The 16,307-nt window shown below is 45.5% G+C and carries 15 protein-coding genes and 1 tRNA gene; 13 read left to right on the top strand and 3 right to left on the bottom strand.

The window, feature by feature from the left end:
• The first annotated feature begins 25 nt into the window (after window positions 1-25).
• Window positions 26-99, top strand: a tRNA-Arg gene (locus tag RG959_RS02815).
• A gap of 272 nt (window positions 100-371) precedes the next feature.
• Here RG959_RS02815 and RG959_RS02810 read toward each other — a convergent pair.
• Window positions 372-761: an SET domain-containing protein gene (locus RG959_RS02810; RefSeq protein WP_242233308.1), complete on the bottom strand. Its 390-nt coding sequence runs from the start codon at window positions 759-761 to the stop codon at window positions 372-374.
• A 133-nt stretch (window positions 762-894) separates the two neighbouring features.
• Here RG959_RS02810 and RG959_RS02805 point away from each other — a divergent pair, with 133 nt between their 5' ends.
• The 5 genes from RG959_RS02805 (at window position 895) to yihA (ending at window position 7,926) form a co-directional block, all read left to right on the top strand.
• Window positions 895-1,842, top strand: coding sequence for a tetratricopeptide repeat protein (locus tag RG959_RS02805; protein WP_342795853.1), 948 nt, complete (start codon window positions 895-897; stop codon window positions 1,840-1,842).
• Between the two features lie 120 nt (window positions 1,843-1,962).
• Entirely contained in the window at window positions 1,963-3,249 is a 1,287-nt protein-coding gene (gene tig, locus RG959_RS02800; protein ID WP_342795852.1) for a trigger factor, read from the top strand.
• A gap of 199 nt (window positions 3,250-3,448) precedes the next feature.
• On the top strand, window positions 3,449-4,714 hold the full coding sequence (clpX, locus tag RG959_RS02795) for an ATP-dependent protease ATP-binding subunit ClpX (RefSeq protein ID WP_342795851.1): 1,266 nt from the start codon (window positions 3,449-3,451) through the stop codon (window positions 4,712-4,714).
• A gap of 252 nt (window positions 4,715-4,966) precedes the next feature.
• On the top strand, window positions 4,967-7,291 hold the full coding sequence (lon, locus tag RG959_RS02790) for an endopeptidase La (protein ID WP_342795850.1): 2,325 nt from the start codon (window positions 4,967-4,969) through the stop codon (window positions 7,289-7,291).
• Complete coding sequence (gene yihA, locus RG959_RS02785) at window positions 7,288-7,926, top strand: ribosome biogenesis GTP-binding protein YihA/YsxC (RefSeq protein ID WP_342795849.1); 639 nt, start codon at window positions 7,288-7,290, stop codon at window positions 7,924-7,926. The genes lon and yihA overlap by 4 nt, the downstream gene beginning before the upstream one ends.
• Before the next feature lie 31 nt (window positions 7,927-7,957).
• Here the strand turns inward: yihA and RG959_RS02780 are convergent, their stop codons facing one another.
• Entirely contained in the window at window positions 7,958-8,452 is a 495-nt protein-coding gene (locus RG959_RS02780; RefSeq protein WP_251269580.1) for a hypothetical protein, read from the bottom strand.
• A 438-nt stretch (window positions 8,453-8,890) separates the two neighbouring features.
• Between RG959_RS02780 and hemA the strand changes: the two genes are divergently transcribed.
• The 7 genes from hemA (at window position 8,891) to RG959_RS02745 (ending at window position 15,874) form a co-directional block, all read left to right on the top strand.
• Window positions 8,891-10,234 (top strand): glutamyl-tRNA reductase, encoded by a 1,344-nt coding sequence (gene hemA, locus RG959_RS02775; protein ID WP_342795848.1) that lies wholly within the window; start codon window positions 8,891-8,893, stop codon window positions 10,232-10,234.
• A 13-nt stretch (window positions 10,235-10,247) separates the two neighbouring features.
• Window positions 10,248-11,081 carry a cytochrome C assembly family protein gene (locus tag RG959_RS02770; RefSeq protein WP_251269578.1) on the top strand — a complete coding sequence of 278 codons (834 nt, stop codon included), beginning with the start codon at window positions 10,248-10,250 and terminating at the stop codon, window positions 11,079-11,081.
• 34 nt (window positions 11,082-11,115) lie between these two features.
• Entirely contained in the window at window positions 11,116-12,042 is a 927-nt protein-coding gene (hemC, locus tag RG959_RS02765; protein ID WP_342795847.1) for a hydroxymethylbilane synthase, read from the top strand.
• Entirely contained in the window at window positions 12,039-12,794 is a 756-nt protein-coding gene (locus tag RG959_RS02760) for a uroporphyrinogen-III synthase (protein WP_342795846.1), read from the top strand. The genes hemC and RG959_RS02760 overlap by 4 nt, the downstream gene beginning before the upstream one ends.
• Window positions 12,795-12,799: 5 nt before the next feature.
• Complete coding sequence (gene hemB / locus RG959_RS02755) at window positions 12,800-13,777, top strand: porphobilinogen synthase (RefSeq protein WP_342795845.1); 978 nt, start codon at window positions 12,800-12,802, stop codon at window positions 13,775-13,777.
• A gap of 14 nt (window positions 13,778-13,791) precedes the next feature.
• The gene (gene hemL, locus RG959_RS02750; RefSeq protein ID WP_342795844.1) at window positions 13,792-15,081 is read left to right on the top strand and encodes a glutamate-1-semialdehyde 2,1-aminomutase; all 1,290 of its coding nucleotides are present in this window, start codon (window positions 13,792-13,794) and stop codon (window positions 15,079-15,081) included.
• Window positions 15,082-15,187: 106 nt separating this feature from the next.
• Window positions 15,188-15,874, top strand: coding sequence for a hypothetical protein (locus tag RG959_RS02745; RefSeq protein ID WP_342795843.1), 687 nt, complete (start codon window positions 15,188-15,190; stop codon window positions 15,872-15,874).
• Here the strand turns inward: RG959_RS02745 and RG959_RS02740 are convergent.
• Window positions 15,816-16,001 carry a hypothetical protein gene (locus RG959_RS02740; RefSeq protein WP_245629860.1) on the bottom strand — a complete coding sequence of 62 codons (186 nt, stop codon included), beginning with the start codon at window positions 15,999-16,001 and terminating at the stop codon, window positions 15,816-15,818. The two genes, RG959_RS02745 and RG959_RS02740, sit on opposite strands and share 59 nt — an antisense overlap.
• Between the last annotated feature and the right edge of the window lie 306 nt (window positions 16,002-16,307).

Genomic DNA, 16,307 nt, shown 5'->3' with positions numbered 1-16,307 from the left:
ATTATAGATATTGTCTTCAGAGGAAGTCTCAGTAGCTCAGCTGGATAGAGCAACGGCCTTCTAAGCCGTCGGTCGGGGGTTCGAATCCCTCCTGGGACGTAATAAAAAAAGCGCCGTACGGCGCTTTTTTTTGTATTTATAGAAATCTATCTCTATTTTTATTATATTAAGTAAAGCTGCAGATCAAAGCATGGACCAATGCTTTGATTTTTTTTATAGAGCGAAAAAAGAAATCTGGCAGTCCGATATATAAAACAAAGCAAAAGCCATACAGGGGATATATGGCTTTTTTGCAATGCATGATGCAGGACGAGAGGGCTTATTATAAACTGGACATAGAGAGCCGCCTTGAAAGTACGGCAGCTTTGCTCTTATTGCTCCAGGCTGTCATCATTAAACCAAAGCGGAGCGTTGTCATCCACATCTCCATTGTAATTAATTAAAATCTCTTCACCGGCCTGAATATCCCGATATGCATAAAATTTAAAAGAATGACTTTCAAAATGAATGTCATATGTAGCATTAGGGTCATAGGAATGATTAAACAGCATACCATAACCAAGCAGGATAGCTGAGTGATTGACGCCGTATTCAAAAGCATAATCGGCTAACAGGGTCTTTTCGATATGGATGTGCTGGTCGTTCGGGTAGGGAATAACAGGCGCCTCGTGAAGCATCTCTCCCTTTTTTATATCACGGACAGCGAAAACGCCGCGGTTCAATTCACCGTCGCTTAATGTAGATGTTTTAACTTCGATCATGATTGGATCTCCTTTTCATTGTATTCATACTAACAGCATGACAGTCGGAAGCGGCGAGAGCAACTGTTTTCTCTGTTCAACCGTCCGGTACCATGCTACACTCAACTATTATAAGAGCTGGCGGGTGAGAACGTTGAAGAAAAAAAGAAGAAAAAAATCAGGCAATGTCGTTCAATTTCCCGGCACCTCAGCCCGGCTCCAGCAGCAGGGACAGCAGGCGCTGGAGGAAAAGCGGTTTGATGAAGCCATTCGTCTATATACCGAAGCGCTCCGTTTTGACGAAGGGCACCAAGAAGAAATTAAAACAGCGCTCTTAATTGCTTATCACGAAAGCGGGAACCACGATGAAGGGATAGAGCTTTCACGTGCGATGCTGCATGCAGGAGAAGGGCATTATTTTGACGTGCTTGACCTGCATGTGTTGATGCTCATTCAAAAACGGCGGTATAAAGAAGTCGCAGATACATTATCCGTCCTGCTTGAAGAAGGGCTTCCGCCAGATCGTTACGAGCATTTTGCACACTTAAAAGCACTGGCAGACCGAATGAGTGTAAAAAAAGAAGAAACGCTGTTTAAAACGGACGATTCCTTTCAGGATAAAATGATGAAGCTGGCAGAACTGGCCAAAACGGATGCCGCTCCTTTTGAAAAAGAGCTGATAGACCGAGCGGGCGATCAAACCGAGCATCCTTTTATTCAAACGATGGCTCTTGGGCTGCTGCGGGATATAGGAACTGCCGAAAGGGTGTTGGTGCGCAAATTTCACTTTGAAAAAGAGGTCATTCCTGTGATGGAAGGGGAAGTGTTCAGCCATCCTTTTTTCAGAGGTGTAATACAATACTTAGAAGAAACCGCCGGCCAAAATGACCCCGCCCTGTGCGAGCAGGCTGTGGAGCTGGCCAGACAGTATCAGTTTTTGCTGTATCCTTTTGATCCCCCTGCATCTGTAGAGCAGTGGGCGGAGGCATTGGTGCTGAAAATAAGCCGCCTGTACGAGATGAGCAGTACAGAGGAAGGTACTTCAGAAGGCGAAGCAGCGCTTCAATTTATGAAAGAACTCGATGAAATTTCAGCCTTTTAGTTGAAACAAAGCGGCTGTATGGTATAATGTAAAAGTCGTATTGTGTCCTTTTTATATCAATTCAGAATATACATAGGACGAACGTTCATATTTATTAATAGATTGTTGGAGGGAATTTTTATGTCAGCAAAGTGGGAAAAACAAGAAGGCAACCAAGGCGTACTAACAGTTGAGGTTGACGCTGAAACCGTTGATAAAGGCCTTAACACAGCATTTCAAAAAGTAGTTAAAACAATTAACGTTCCAGGATTCCGTAAAGGGAAAATGCCGCGTCCGTTGTTTGAACAGCGTTTTGGCGTGGAAGCTCTTTACCAGGATGCGATTGATGCGATTCTGCCTGAAGCATACGGAAATGCGATCGACGAAACAGGCATTGAGCCGGTTGACCGTCCAGAAATCGATGTAGAGCAATTCGAAAAAGGCAAGCCGTTTATCTTCACTGCGAAAGTTACGGTAAAACCTGAAGTAACACTTGGCGACTACAAAGGCCTTGAAGTAGAAAAAGAAAACACAGAAGTAACAGAAGAAGATGTGCAAAATGAATTAAAAGATCTTCAAAAACGTCATGCTGAGCTTGTTGTAAAAGAAGACGGTACAGTTGAAAACGACGACACAGTTGTAATCGATTTTGAAGGCTTCGTGAATGGTGAAGCATTCGAAGGCGGCCAAGCTGACAACTATTCAATCGTAATTGGTTCTGGCACATTCATCCCAGGTTTTGAAGAGCAATTGATCGGCATGAAAACAGGCGAAGAAAAAGACGTTGAAGTAACATTCCCTGAAGAGTACCATGCAGAAGAGCTTGCGGGTAAACCAGCAACGTTCAAAGTAAAACTTCATGAAATCAAAGCGCAGGAGCTTCCTGAGCTGAACGATGAATTCGCAAAAGAAACAGACGAAGAAGTAGAAACATTAGAAGCATTAAAAACAAAAATCCAAGAGCGTCTTGCAGAGCAAAAGAAAAACGCTGCAGAGCAAAAGCTTCGTGACGATCTTGTTGAAAAAGCAGTTGCCAACGCACAAACAGATGTGCCTGAAGCAATGATCAACACAGAAATCGACCGTATGCTTCAAGAATTCACGCAAAACCTTTCTATGCAAGGTATGAATCTTGACTTGTACTATCAATTCTCTGGACAAACGGAAGAAGACCTTCGCAGCCAAATGAAAGAAAATGCTGAAACACGCGTACGTACAAGCTTAACGCTTGAAGCGATCGCAGAAGCAGAAAACCTTGAGCCAACAGACGAAGATGTAGATGCAGAAGTAACAAAAATGTCTGAGCAATTTGGTCTTTCTAAAGAAGACATTCAAAAAGCGCTTGGAAGTCTTGAAGGCATGAAAGCAGACTTGAAAATTCGTAAAGCAGTCGAATTTCTTGTCGAAAACAGCACAGTTGGTGCATAATAAATAAAGAACAAACTGACAGGGCGCGACGTGATCGTGCCTTGTTTTCTACCCAAAAAGAGCTGAGAAACGCTTTTTCGTTTTGGTTTTGTGGCAGATGTGCTACAATGCGATACATAACTTAGTTACGGCGCAGTTAAAAAGCGGACTATTAAAAAGGGGCTCCCAGCTGCACCAACATAGCATAAGGGGTGAACAGATGTTTAAGTTCAATGAAGAAAAAGGACAATTGAAATGCTCGTTTTGTGGAAAATCACAGGACCAGGTGAGAAAACTCGTCGCGGGACCTGGCGTTTATATTTGCGATGAGTGCATTGAACTATGCACAGAGATCGTGGAAGAAGAACTGGGCACAGAAGAAGAAGTAGAATTTAAAGATGTGCCAAAACCAACTGAAATTCGTGAAATTTTAGGTGAGTACGTTATTGGTCAGGAGCGTGCGAAAAAATCGCTTGCTGTGGCAGTGTATAACCACTATAAACGTATTAATTCAAACAGCAAAATTGATGATGTTGAATTGGCAAAATCAAATATTTGCTTGATTGGCCCGACAGGAAGCGGGAAAACGCTTCTTGCTCAAACGCTGGCGCGTATTTTAAATGTGCCATTTGCGATTGCAGATGCAACATCACTGACAGAAGCTGGTTATGTAGGGGAAGATGTTGAAAATATCCTTCTTAAGTTAATTCAAGCGGCTGATTATGATGTGGAAAAAGCTGAAAAAGGGATTATTTATATCGATGAAATTGATAAAGTAGCCCGCAAATCAGAAAATCCATCGATTACACGTGATGTATCCGGTGAAGGTGTTCAACAGGCGCTGTTGAAAATCCTGGAAGGAACAGTAGCGAGCGTACCGCCGCAAGGAGGACGTAAGCATCCGCATCAGGAATTTATTCAAATTGACACAACGAACATCCTATTTATCTGTGGCGGAGCGTTTGACGGCGTCGAACAAATTATTAAACGCCGCCTTGGCCAAAAAGTCATTGGATTTGGCTCCGAGCAGAAAAATGATCAAGGCGAGGAAAAATCCTACCTTTCTCAGCTTGTACCAGAAGACTTGCTTCGTTTTGGATTAATTCCGGAATTTATCGGACGTCTTCCAGTGATTGCAAGCCTGGAGCAGCTAGATGAAGACGCGTTGATTGAAATTTTAACAAAGCCGAAAAATGCGCTGATCAAGCAGTACCAAAAAATGCTAGAGCTTGACGATGTAGATCTTCAATTTGAAGATGCGGCTTTAAGTGAAATTGCGAAAAAAGCGATTGAGCGGAAAACAGGTGCCCGTGGTCTTCGTTCCATTATTGAAAGCATTATGCTCGATGTAATGTATGAATTGCCGACACGTGAAGATATTAAAACATGTGTGATCACGAAGGAAACCGTAACCGACCTTGCACCGCCGCGTCTTCTTGATGAAAATGGAAACGATGTCGGCTCTGCCGATAAAACGTCTGCATAAAGACGGGTCATTTTAGGAAGGGACAGTGCCTCTCGGGGTGCTGTCCCTTCTTTTCAATCGACAGTTTCTGTTCGTTTGCGTTAAGATAGGAAGAAAGGGAAGAAAAGAGATATTTTGGACGTTATCCAGCTTCAGGCGCTGCCGGAGATCCGCTTATGTAAAGCATAAAAGCGCCGCGGTATGATATCGTGGCTTTTGTTTGGATGGATAAACGGGCGCCTTGCGCTTTTCTTACTGGGAGGGAGATTTGTCATGAAGGCAGATACAATTTATACTGTGCCATTGCTTCCGCTGCGCGGAATGCATGTATATCCGACAATGGTTCTGCATTTGGATGTAGGCCGTGATCGGTCGATCGAAGCACTTGAAAAAGCCATGATGAACGATCAGCTTGTTTTTTTATCCGCTCAAAAAGACCCGGATTTAGATGATCCATCTGGGGATGATGTATACGAAGTCGGTACATTAACGAAAGTAAAGCAAATGCTGAAGCTGCCAAATGGAACGATTCGTGTGCTTGTTGAAGGGCTGGACCGGGCAAAGCTGATTTCTGTTGTAGACCAGGGAGCATTTTATGAAGCGGTCGTAGAAGTGCATAAAGAAGATGTGACTAAAGATGCAGAAACAGAAGCACTGATGCGGATGCTGTTAAAGCAGTTTGAGCAATATGTCAAGTTGTCCAAGAAAGGTTCGGCGGAAACGATCAGTTCAGTGGCTGATATTGAAGAACCGGGAAGACTGGCTGATATTGCCACATCTCACATGTCACTAAAAGTAAAAGAAAAGCAGGAGATTTTAGCGACATTCTCTATAAAAGAACGACTGGAACGATTAATTTCCCTTCTTCACAGTGAACGGGAAGTATTGAATTTAGAAAAGCAAATCGGACAGCGTGTGAAAACATCGATGGAAAAAACGCAGAAAGAATATTATTTGCGTGAGCAGATGAAAGCGATCCAGCTTGAACTTGGCGATAAAGAAGGAAAAACAGGTGAAGTTGAAGAACTAACCACACGCATTATGGCTGCAAATATGCCGGAGCATGTGGAAAAAACAGCGATGAAGGAGCTTGACCGTTACGAAAAAATTCCGCAAAGCGCCGCGGAAAGCGCGGTTATCCGCAACTATCTTGAATGGCTCGTTACACTGCCATGGTCCAAGGCGACCAAAGATGACCTGGATGTATTAAAAGCCGAGGACGTGTTAAACCGCGATCATTACGGTCTTGAAAAAGTAAAAGAGCGGGTGCTTGAATTTTTAGCTGTCCGTCAATTAACACAGTCACTGCGCGGGCCAATCCTTTGCCTTGGAGGTCCTCCGGGCGTGGGGAAAACAAGCCTGGTCCGTTCTATCGCGGAATCGCTTGGCCGGAATTTTGTACGCATCTCACTTGGCGGCGTCCGTGATGAATCGGAAATCCGCGGTCATCGCCGCACGTACGTAGGTGCTATGCCGGGCCGGATTATTCAAGGCATGAAAAAAGCAGGTACGATCAACCCCGTTTTCTTGCTTGATGAAATTGATAAAATGTCGAGTGATTTTCGTGGTGATCCATCTGCTGCGCTTTTAGAAGTGCTTGATCCGGAACAAAACCATAACTTCAGTGACCATTACATTGAAGAAACATACGACTTATCGAATGTCATGTTCATTGCAACAGCCAATGATCTGAGCGCTATTCCAGGACCGCTGCGTGACCGCATGGAAGTAATCTCTATCGCCGGCTACACAGAAGTGGAAAAAATCAATATTGCAAAAGACCATTTATTCCCGAAACAAGTAAAAGAAAATGGCCTTTCACGAAATCAGCTTCGTTTAAAAGAAGAAGCGATTCGGGATATCGTCCGCTATTATACTCGTGAAGCCGGCGTGCGGGGTCTTGAACGCCAAATGGCTGCCATCTGCCGCAAAGCCGCTAAAAAAATCGTATCAGGCGAGAAAAAGCGGATTACGGTTACAGACAAAAACTTGCAGGAGTTTCTTGGCAAGCGTATTTTCCGCTATGGGCAGGCTGATACCGAAGATCAGATCGGCGTAGCAAACGGTCTGGCTTATACCTCTGTCGGCGGCGATACGCTGCAAATCGAAGTGTCACTTTCTCCGGGGAAAGGCAAGCTTATTTTAACCGGAAAACTGGGAGACGTGATGAAAGAATCCGCGCAGGCTGCATTCAGCTATGTGCGTTCAAAAGCGGATGAGCTCGGCATTGAAGCAGATTTTCATGAACATCATGACATTCACATTCACGTTCCAGAAGGGGCGGTTCCGAAAGACGGGCCATCTGCAGGGATTACAATGGCGACGGCACTTATTTCGGCTCTTACGGGACGTCCAGTACGCCGGGATGTGGGCATGACGGGAGAAATTACACTGCGCGGCCGCGTGCTGCCTATCGGCGGTGTAAAGGAAAAATCACTCGGTGCGCACCGTGCCGGTTTAACAACGATCATTCTGCCTAAAGACAATGAAAAAGATATCGATGATGTTCCAGAAAGTATCCGTGAAGGCATGACGTTCCTGCCTGTTTCGACCATGGATGAAGTATTGGACATCGCGATCGGAGGAAGCAATTCATGAAAGTAAACAATGTGGAACTGGTGATCAGTGCCGCGAAACCGCACCAATACCCGACGGATGGACTGCCGGAATTTGCACTTGCCGGACGGTCGAACGTGGGAAAATCATCTTTTATTAACCGCATGATCGGCCGTAAAAGCCTGGCCCGTATTTCATCAAAACCCGGCAAAACGCAAACACTGAACTTCTATAAAATTGAAGACACCGTCTTTTTTGTCGATGTGCCGGGTTACGGCTATGCGAAAGTGGCTAAAACAGAGCGTGAAGCCTGGGGACGCATGATCGAAACGTATATGACGGACCGGGAGCCGCTTGCTGCCTGCATTCATATTGTCGATTTGCGTCATGCTCCATCTGCTGACGATGTAGCGATGTATGAGTTTCTAAAATATCACGACATTCCAGCTATTGTGATTGCGACAAAAGCAGACAAAATTCCAAGAGGAAAATGGCAAAAGCATTTAAAAGTGGTAAAAGAAACCCTTGATTTCGATCCGCTCGATGATATCATTGTCTTTTCATCGGAGACGGGCCTTGGAAAAGATGAAGTGTGGAAAGCTGTGAAAAAACGGACGCTCGATCAAAAAGAATATCAAACAGAGCTGCGTAAAGAAGAAGAATTCGGAGAAGAATAAAAACAGCCTCCCAATAAGGGAGGCTGTTTTTTTATGTTTTTTTGCGGGCCGGTCCGCTGTTTTTTTTTACAAACAGCAGGTATCCGCCCACCACAATTAAAATCAGCGGCCAAAACTGCCAAAAGGAACCCGCCGGTCCCAGCCATTGTTTCACAGTCCCATAAAAAAGCATGACGGCTGCTAAAGCCAAAAATAAAACACCGTTTAAAAGGCCGCGGCCGGTCTGCTGATGCTGCAGCAAAAAGCCTACGGCAATAATGAGAAGAAAAACACCGGTATCATTGGCCCACCAGCCGAGGTAGTCGACTACATAAAAATGAAAGCCAAATCCCGAAAGTACGACACCGGGAACCAGTCCGCTTCCATCACCTTTAAACCCTTGGGCAAGAAAAGCAAGACCTGTAATAAAGAGCAGAGCCGGCCAGCCAAGATAAGGCTTAACCCACGTAAAAGCTGATTGCTGAAGAAAAAAGTACAAACCAAAGCCAATTAATAAAACTCCTGGGAAGATACGCTGTTCATTCATATCGATTAAGCCTCGCTTTCCAACGCATTTAATAGAGCGCCCACAGGAAGTGGGTTATGAAGATGTTGTGACAAGACGCCACGTTCTTAGTCTTTATACAATGATTTCAACCTATTGCTAAAGTAATTTTTATTTGATAATATTTATAAATAAGAAACCAAACAAAAGGTCGTTTGAAAAAATACGGACCCGAACTTATGTCATTTTACCTGTTGTTCAGCGCATTAGCTCATGCGTTATAACGGTGATCGGTGACGCCGTAGTTTTAGCATTGAAGTTTCTGTCTATAGTACAAACGGAAACAGGAATACGTGTACATATGTTTTAAAAGCATGACTGTCTTTTATGTTAGCATATGTTCACAATTTATAAAAAATAAAAACGTTACATTATGGTATAATGAAACCTACAATGAATCGTTTTCGGGGGTGCAGTGACGTGCATATCATCACGGTGGGATTAAATTATAAAACAGCCCCGGTAGAAATTCGTGAGCGCCTTTCATTTAGAGAAGAAACGCTCGCGGCAGCGATGGCAGAGCTCCAAAAACAAAAAAGTGTGCTTGAAAATGTCATCGTATCGACGTGTAACCGTACAGAAATTTACGCGGTTGTTGATCAGCTGCATACCGGCCGTTACTATATAAAAGAATTTTTGTCGAAATGGTTCGATATTCCTCAGGCAGACTTTACGCCGTTTTTGTTTATTTATGAGCAAGAGGCCGCGGTTGAACATCTTTTTCGTGTGTCTGCCGGATTAAATTCAATGGTTCTGGGCGAAACACAAATTTTAGGACAGGTCCGCCAAAGCTTTTTGCAATCACAAGAAGTAAAAGCGGCAGGTACCGTTTTTAACCATTTATTTAAACAGGCGATTACATTGGCTAAACGGGCGCATGCCGAAACAGATATTGGCGCGAATGCAGTATCTGTCAGCTATGCAGCAGTGGAACTTGCCAAAAAGATTTTTGGCCGCTTGTCCGGCCGTCATGTTTTAGTTCTGGGTGCTGGTAAAATGGGCGAACTGGCCATCCAGAACCTGCATGGAAGCGGTGCGACAAAAGTGACTGTCGTAAACCGGACGTTCGAAAAAGCAGAAGCGCTTGCTGAGCGGTTCCAGGGCCGGGCTAAAACAATGGACGAGCTGCAAGGCGCATTGGTTGAAGCGGATATCTTAATCAGCTCAACCGGCTCAAAGGCTTACGTTATTACAAAAGAAATAATCGAGGGTGTTCAAAAGCTGCGCAAAGGGCGTCCTTTGTTTATGGTCGATATTGCAGTTCCTCGTGATATTGCTCCTGAAGTTGCAGATTTGGACAGCATTTTCTTATATGATATCGATGACTTGGAAGGCATTGTCGAAGCGAACCTGGCTGAACGAGAAAAAGCCGCCGCAAAAATAGGCCTTATGATTGAAGGGGAAATCGTCGCGTTTAATGAGTGGATTAATTTGCTTGGTGTTGTGCCGGTTATTTCGGCTTTGCGCCAGAAAGCACTTTCGATTCAAGCGGACACGATGGAGAGCCTCAACCGGAAGCTCCCGCATTTATCAGAGCGTGACCGGAAAGTATTAAGTAAACACACAAAAAGTATTGTCAATCAGATGCTGAAAGATCCGATCTTGCAGGCAAAAGAATTAGCCGGTGACAAGCGGGCGGCTGAAAAGCTTGAGCTTTTTATGCACATTTTCAATATTGAGGAAGACGTTCAAGAACTGAAGCGTGCACAGGAAGAGGAAGAGCGTGTTCAGAGGGTTCAAACAAAGCCTTTACTCCAGTTTTAAGTGAGGTTACGTGATGTTGGAGCAAGGAATGATCCGCCTTCATGAACTTATGATTATTTTGTACGCTGTGAGCGTATTGCTTTATTTTCTTGATTTTGTTCAAAAAAACCAGCGGGCGAATCGAATCGCCTTCTGGATTTTAACAGTGGTTTGGAGCCTTCAAACTATTTTTTTAGGCTTGTATATGTATAATACAGGCCGATTTCCTGTATTGACTCTTTTTGAGGGTCTTTATTTTTATGCATGGGTGCTAGTTACGTTTTCTCTTGTTTTAAATAAGCTGCTTCGGATGGATTTCACCGTTTTCTTTACGAATGTGATAGGATTTATGATCATGACGATCCATACCTTTGCGCCGGTTCAGGTAGAGTCGCAGGCGGCAGCGGAAAAACTGGTATCGGAACTTTTGCTTCTTCATATCACGACAGCGATTTTGTCGTATGGAGCGTTCTCGCTGTCGTTTATTTTTTCAGCCCTATACCTGCTTCAATACCGGCTTTTAAAAATGAAAAAGTGGAATGAACGCCTCTGGAGGCTTGGAGATCTTGGCCAGCTTGAAAAGCTGTCAGTCATCTGGAATGCAATGGGTGTTCCGCTTTTGCTGCTGAGCTTAATTTTAGGACTGGTTTGGAAAACGATTAAACTGCCTGATGTAAGCTGGTTTGATTTGAAAATTGTTACTTCTTTTGTTTTACTGTTTATATATAGTGCTTTTTTATATGTGAAAGTGCGAAAAGGAGTCTCGGGAAAAACCCTTGCATCAATCAATGCAGCGGCTTTTCTTATCATCTTAATGAACTTTTTCCTCGGAAGCCGGCTGTCCACATTCCATTTCTGGTATTCGTGACACCGGCTTTCGGGCGGTTATGGAGGGAATCATCTTGCGGAAAATTATTGTCGGATCGAGAAGAAGCCGCTTGGCGCTCACACAAACGAATCAAGTGATCGATCAGCTGAAGGCGCTGTCGCCGGGAACAGAATTTGAAGTAAAAGAAATCGTGACAAAAGGCGACCGTATTCTGGATGTGACGTTATCAAAAGTGGGCGGGAAAGGCTTGTTTGTAAAAGAAATCGAACAGGCACTGCTTGATGGCGAGATCGATATGGCTGTTCACAGCATGAAAGATATGCCGGCTGTCCTGCCGGAAGGTCTAGTGATTGGCGCCGTGCCGGAGCGGGAAGATCATCGCGACGCGCTTATTTCAAACGGGCATGTAAAGTTTCATGAATTGCCGGCCGGCTCCATTGTTGGTACGAGCAGTCTTCGCCGGAGCGCCCAGATTTTGGCGGCAAGACCGGATCTTGAGATCAAATGGATTCGGGGCAATATTGACACGCGGCTGACCAAGCTCCAGAACGAAGAATATGATGCGATTATTCTTGCTGCCGCAGGTCTGGCACGTATGGGCTGGTCTGCAGATACCGTAACAGAATTTTTGAGTGAAGAATTGTCCGTTTCTGCTGTCGGTCAGGGGGCTCTTGCGATTGAGTGCCGTGAAGATGACAAAGAATTACGGAATTTGCTGGACCAATTTACTTGTAACAACACGAAACGAGCGGTTACTGCAGAGCGTGCTTTTTTAGGAGCAGTAGAGGGCGGATGCCAGGTACCGGTGGCTGGTTTTGCCACAATAAAAGGTGAAGAGCTGTCTTTAACAGCACTTGTTGCTTCACCGGATGGAAAAACCATTTTAAAAGAAACGGTTTCAGGAAGTAACGCCGAAAAAGTGGGCTTAGAAGCGGCACATCTTTTAAAGGACCGGGGTGCTCTCGAATTAATCCAGGCAGCGAGGGCGGCAGCCGAATGAAGCCGCTCGCTGGTAAACGAATCGTTGTAACCCGTCCGAGGGGACAGGCAGCACCGTTTATTGGTAAAATAGAAGAAGCGGGCGGCACAGCATACGCAGTGCCGCTTATCGCATTCCGGGCGTTTGAAGACGGGCAGGAAGAGGCCATTTTGGCCAGCTTGCATACATATGATTGGATTTTGTTTACAAGCAAAAACGGTGTTGATTTTTTTATGCAAAAAGCCGGCCATCTTTTGCACAGAATAAGGGCAAAATGGGCGGCGATCGGCACACAGACGGCTAAAGCAGCGGCATCCTACGGACTTTCTGTTTCTTATATGCCCAGACGGTTTTCCGCAGAGGATGTTGCCGAAGACATACGAAAAGGATGTTTTCTGCCCGAAAAAGTGCTGATTCCAAAAGGCAGCATGGCGCGCAGCTTAGTAGCGGATACCGTTCGTGAGACAGGCAGACAGGCAGACGAATGGATTGTTTATGAAACGTACTTTCCAGCCGGTGAGCGGGCACACTTATTAAAGCTGATTCGGACGGAAAAAGTAGATATGATTACATTCACAAGTCCATCTGCTGTCCGGCATTTTATGCAGATTCTGAAGCAGGCACAAGAGCCGCTGCCAAGAACAGATTACGGAGTGATTGGCCGGGTAACAGAAAAAGAAGCAGCAGCATGCGGCATACCGGTTTCGGTCTGTCCATCCGTTTTTACCATTGATGCGCTTGTAAAGGAAATGAGCAGATTTTATAAGGAGTGATACAAATGGAATTGAATTTTGAACGTCACCGCCGTTTGCGTCAAACCGCAAATATGCGGGCGCTTGTGCGGGAAACACATCTTCATGTGAATGATTTTATTTACCCGCTTTTCGTAGCAGAAGGAGAGGGAATCCGCAACGAGGTTCCATCTATGCCGGGCGTTTTTCAATTGTCTATTGATCAATTAAACGAGGAAATCGAAGAAGTAGTCGGGCTTGGCATTAAATCGGTTATTTTATTCGGTCTGCCTGATGTAAAAGATGCAGTTGGAACAGGCGCTTATCATAATGATGGCATTGTCCAGAAAGCCACACGCCATATTAAGAACCATTATCCAGACCTTATTGTGATTGCGGATACATGTTTATGTGAATATACCGATCACGGTCATTGCGGCGTTATCGAAGGAAGCCGCATATTAAACGACCCATCTCTTGACCTTTTGGCCAAAGCGGCAATCAGCCAGGCAGAAGCAGGTGCCGACATCATCGCGCCATCAAACATGATGGACGGGTTTGTCGCAGCAATCCGCAAAGGGCTGGATGAAGCGGGCTTTACAGAAGTGCCAATCATGTCTTACGCTGTAAAATATTCTTCTGCTTATTATGGACCATTCCGTGATGCGGCGGATTCTACACCGCAATTTGGCGACCGGAAAACGTATCAAATGGACCCGGCAAACCGGCGTGAAGCGATTCGGGAAGCGCGGGCTGACATTGAACAGGGTGCGGACTTTTTAATCGTTAAGCCGGCTCTTTCCTATATGGACATTGTCCGGGACGTACGAAACGAATTTGATGCACCAGTTGTGGCATACAACGTAAGCGGTGAATATGCCATGGTGAAAGCTGCTGCTTTAAATAGCTGGGTTGATGAAAGGGCGATTGTTCTTGAAACATTAACTGGCATGAAGCGCGCAGGTGCAGATTTAATTATGACGTATCATGCAAAAGATGCGGCACGCTGGCTAAACGAACAATAAGAGGAGGCTTTTTCATGCGTTCATTCGAAAAATCAAAAGCTGCTTTTAAAGAAGCGGTTCAAATGATGCCGGGCGGCGTAAACAGTCCGGTTCGTGCGTTTAAATCGGTCAATATCGATCCTATTTTCATGGAGCGGGGCAAAGGGTCAAAAATTTACGATATTGATGGGAATGAGTACATTGATTATGTGCTGTCATGGGGTCCGCTTATTTTGGGCCATTCAAATGACCAGGTAGTTGAAGCATTGAAAAAAACGGCGGAAACAGGTACGAGCTTCGGCGCTTCTACGCTGCTTGAAAATGAAATGGCAAAGCTCGTCATTGAGCGCGTACCGTCGATCGAAGTCGTTCGAATGGTATCAAGCGGTACGGAAGCTACAATGAGTGCGCTTCGGCTGGCACGGGGATATACAGCACGCAACAAAATCCTTAAGTTTGAAGGGTGCTATCACGGACACGGAGATTCGCTGCTCATTAAAGCCGGTTCCGGTGTTGCAACGCTCGGACTGCCGGACAGCCCGGGTGTGCCGGAGAGTGTTGCCAAAAACACCATTACGGTTCCATACAATAATTTGGAAAGCGTTCGTTTTGCATTTGAACAATATGGTGAGGATATTGCCTGTGTAATTGTCGAGCCGGTTGCCGGCAACATGGGCGTTGTTCCTCCACTGCCGGGCTTTTTAGAAGGCCTGCGTGAAATTACGGAGCAAAATGGTTCCCTGCTTATTTTTGATGAAGTGATGACGGGTTTCCGTGTCGGCTACAACTGTGCACAGGGGCACTTCGGCGTTACGCCGGATCTTACCTGTCTTGGCAAGGTGATCGGCGGCGGTCTTCCGGTTGGTGCTTACGGCGGCAAAGCGGAAATTATGAATAATGTGGCGCCGGCGGGAACCATTTATCAGGCAGGCACGCTGTCCGGAAACCCGATGGCCATGACTGCCGGAATCGAAACACTTCGTCAATTGACGCCAGCATCCTACGAGGAGTTTGGGCGCAAAGCGGATATGCTTGAAAAAGGGCTGACGGATGCGGCACGTAAATATGGGATTCCAATCACGTTTAATCGTGCTGGCTCGATGATCGGCTGCTTCTTCCATGAAGGACCCGTTCAAAACTATGAAGATGCAAAAGGGTCGGACCTTGCTCTGTTCGCTGATTATTTCCGCGAAATGGCGCTTGAAGGTGTTTTCTTGCCTCCGTCTCAATTTGAAGGGCTGTTTTTATCAACAGCGCATTCAGATGAGGATATTAATCAAACCATTCAAGCAGCTGAAAAAGCGTTTAGCCGCTTGGCAAAATAAAACGACGTGGTGTCTATAACAAAGCATTTAAGGCTATGTTATAGACACCTTTTTTTCATGTTTCCGTTTCTGCGCGCATACACTAGCGCGAAAGGGAGGGGTGTGCATGGAAGAGTTATTTTTCGTTGCGCTTCAGGAGGATGTTGTATTTCCAGAAGGAGAAGAAGTGGATGAACTGCTGTCCATTTCTCTTGATCCGCAAGTTGTGATTCAAGGAGCAAGTGTGCAGGGCTCTATTGAGGTAACAGGCGAGTATCGTATACACGATTATTTTGGTCTGGAAGAAGATTCTATCCGCCAGTTTTTCCGTCATATTCCGGTGCAGGCCGTCTTGCCTCCGGACCAGCGTGCGGCGGAGGGGGCAGATATTGAAATTCACACCTTTGATTATACAGTAGAAAAGCCGGACCGGCTTATTTTAGAAGCGGAGCTTGCTATTGCAGTGTCCACTGTCAGAAAAATAGAGGAAGAACCAGCGCCAATCGTGGCAGCTGCGTACGAGTACGAGCCAGAAGGAAGCTTAGAAAGCGACGCAGAAGAGCTTGAGGAGAGTGAAGCAGAAGAAAGCGCAGAAGCCGAAGAAGAGCAGGAAACAGCCGAAATAGAATCAGAAGATGCCGCTGTTCAAGTTCAAAAACGGGCGGAAGACGATGCTTCCGTTTTTAGCTGGCTTGAAGAGCGGCCTGCACAAAAAGCAAAATGGCGGTTCCAGGTATCCTCCGGCAATGTGGAACTTATAACCACTCAAGATGAAGAGCAGCCGCAAGAAGAATCAAAAGAGACAACAGAATAACATCAAACGTCGTCGGCAAAAAAAGCGTGCGCAGCCCTTGAAAGCAGCAAAGCGGAATAATAATCCGGCAGCACATAAAGCGGCAGCGGCGCAGCCACGGCGGCCACCTATCGTAATGGCGCATCATGGAAAACACTCCTTTTCATATCACTGTCCAGCTTCAGGTGTCATCGGCACCCACACGATGTGGGTCACAAAAGCGTTACGGCACGATGCCGTGTTCTTAGCTTTTGTTCCATAAGGCAACCCCCTTCTGGAGGCACAAAACACCTCCGTCAGTGATTGCCTTATGCTTGTCGCCGATAAGCGGCACCTTGCGCTTTTCTTATCATATGAATTGCACGAAAAAAGGTGCGTAAGGTTGACGCACTGAAGCATTTTCGGCTAAGATAATGGTATTGAAAAGAAACGTGTGGACCGGGAAAAGGTGGTA

Origin of the sequence: Domibacillus sp. 8LH (assembly GCF_038806185.1) — a bacterium.
Taxonomy (GTDB): Bacteria; Bacillota; Bacilli; order Bacillales; family Domibacillaceae; genus Domibacillus; species Domibacillus indicus_A.
The sequence above is the reverse complement of the archived record's forward strand: the minus strand, read 5'-3'. Positions and strand labels throughout refer to the sequence as shown.

Bases quoted from the DNA above. Each gene is read 5' to 3' on its own strand.
- lon (WP_342795850.1), top strand. From the start codon at position 4,967: ATGAAGGCAGATACAATTTATACTGTGCCATTGCTTCCGCTGCGCGGA.
- tig (WP_342795852.1), top strand. From the start codon at position 1,963: ATGTCAGCAAAGTGGGAAAAACAAGAAGGCAACCAAGGCGTACTAACA.
- RG959_RS02745 (WP_342795843.1), top strand. From the start codon at position 15,188: ATGGAAGAGTTATTTTTCGTTGCGCTTCAGGAGGATGTTGTATTTCCA.
- yihA (WP_342795849.1), top strand. From the start codon at position 7,288: ATGAAAGTAAACAATGTGGAACTGGTGATCAGTGCCGCGAAACCGCAC.
- clpX (WP_342795851.1), top strand. From the start codon at position 3,449: ATGTTTAAGTTCAATGAAGAAAAAGGACAATTGAAATGCTCGTTTTGT.
- RG959_RS02780 (WP_251269580.1), bottom strand. From the start codon at position 8,452: ATGAATGAACAGCGTATCTTCCCAGGAGTTTTATTAATTGGCTTTGGT.
- hemL (WP_342795844.1), top strand. From the start codon at position 13,792: ATGCGTTCATTCGAAAAATCAAAAGCTGCTTTTAAAGAAGCGGTTCAA.
- RG959_RS02810 (WP_242233308.1), bottom strand. From the start codon at position 761: ATGATCGAAGTTAAAACATCTACATTAAGCGACGGTGAATTGAACCGC.
- RG959_RS02740 (WP_245629860.1), bottom strand. From the start codon at position 16,001: ATGATGCGCCATTACGATAGGTGGCCGCCGTGGCTGCGCCGCTGCCGC.
- hemB (WP_342795845.1), top strand. From the start codon at position 12,800: ATGGAATTGAATTTTGAACGTCACCGCCGTTTGCGTCAAACCGCAAAT.
- RG959_RS02760 (WP_342795846.1), top strand. From the start codon at position 12,039: ATGAAGCCGCTCGCTGGTAAACGAATCGTTGTAACCCGTCCGAGGGGA.
- RG959_RS02770 (WP_251269578.1), top strand. From the start codon at position 10,248: ATGTTGGAGCAAGGAATGATCCGCCTTCATGAACTTATGATTATTTTG.